The organism is Kandleria vitulina DSM 20405 (genome assembly GCF_000702065.1).
GTDB classification, from domain to species: Bacteria; Bacillota_I; Bacilli_A; order Erysipelotrichales; family Coprobacillaceae; genus Kandleria; species Kandleria vitulina.
Window position 1 is genome coordinate 1 of the sequence record NZ_JNKN01000074.1, and the last position, 1,434, is coordinate 1,434.

Below are 1,434 nucleotides of genomic sequence, written 5' to 3' on the forward strand. Positions count from 1 at the left end.
GATCTAAATGCTTATTGCGATAAGAAAGAAAATCAAGTCGATATAAATAAGCCATTCAGACCATCAAAAATAACCAAAGAACAAGCAAAAGAGCAATATCCGGAATGGTATCAGCGTGTTGTTGTAGAGGGAGATAAAAGGCTTAAAAAATGGGACATTAAGGGCAAACAAGGATACGCACTTTATGAGTGGTGGCGAACTCATGCATCTCAAATCAAAGGTGGTCATAGATATTTTTATTTGATGTGCATGAGTATTTATGCCAGTAAGTGTGATGTGCCACTAAAAAAACTAAAAAAAGATATGGCAGAGGATTTTTTGATTGTTTCTAAGTCAAAGCATTCAAATCCGCTAACGGAAGATGACATGAAGTCAGCCTTAGAGATGTATTCAAGAGAATATTACAATTTCAAAATTGATGATATTGAAAAATTAACCGATATACGAATCGAACGAAATAAGCGGAACTATCGTAAGCAAAAAGACCATGTGAAGATGATGAACTTCGTTAGAGATGAAATTAATCAAAATACAACTTGGAATAAAATTGGTAATGGTCGAAAGCCAAAGAAAGATATTGTCGAAGAATGGAAAAAAAACAATCCTGATGGGAAGAAAATTGAGTGTCATAGAGATACTGGATTGAGCAGAGTAACTATAGATAAATGGTGGGGATAGAAGAATATTTTTTATAAAAAGCGCAAACAAATGCAAAACCTCAGTCAGCTACTGAGTTTTTTTATCTGAGCGCTCCAACAGTTTGCGAAAGTAAGAAGCGTACGAGTATTTGGTGCCAGAACAGCAGATAGACCACCGCTCATATGCGGAACAGGGCATTGACCAGATACCGACCATTCACGAGGGATATGCAAGCCGAGAGATACGAGAGAAGAACAATCTCATAAAAACAACTTTCAGAACAGCTTAAGGAGTTGGGCGCAAGACTGAAAGAGAAAGGAGCGCAGACCTTTGACAGAATCGGAGAACTATTACAGCGAAGCAGAAGTGCCTGAAGAGACTGATACAACACAGGATAGGAGGCTATCGACTGCAGTGCGAGATAGAGGACGAAAGGCTTGTTATACTGGCACTGACGATAGGGCACAGAAGAGAGGTCTACAGAAGATAGGAACTTAGATGCTCTTAAAACGCTCAAATTTCGCATATGAGCCTCTTTAGGTGATAATAAGTAGATTTTCCTGAATAAAGACTTAATACTTCGTAAACTACTCCGACATCTAGATGTCGGAGTAGTTTATGTATCAAAACAATGTGTTTCTATATCTATTTTTTTTGAAAACTACATTTTTTGTTAAAATCTATAGATAGATATACTATAATTTATTTATATATTTTAAAGAAAGGGGATTAGTATGGATTATGAATCATTAGTGACAATTGATAAAAAGGATTTCAAATATTTCATAAGTCGGT

3 protein-coding genes are annotated in these 1,434 nt (G+C 36.1%); all 3 read left to right on the forward strand.

Annotated elements, in window-relative coordinates:
- Positions 1–678, forward strand: a 678-nt coding sequence (locus T513_RS12325; protein ID WP_031589912.1) for a hypothetical protein, incomplete at its 5' end; no start/stop codon positions are given.
- A 112-nt stretch (positions 679–790) separates the two neighbouring features.
- Positions 791–928 (forward strand): MobA/MobL family protein, encoded by a 138-nt coding sequence (locus T513_RS12075; protein ID WP_236701006.1) that lies wholly within the window; start codon positions 791–793, stop codon positions 926–928.
- Between the two features lie 81 nt (positions 929–1,009).
- Complete coding sequence (locus tag T513_RS12535) at positions 1,010–1,129, forward strand: type II toxin-antitoxin system RelE family toxin (protein ID WP_269082104.1); 120 nt, start codon at positions 1,010–1,012, stop codon at positions 1,127–1,129.
- Positions 1,130–1,434: the final 305 nt, after the last annotated feature.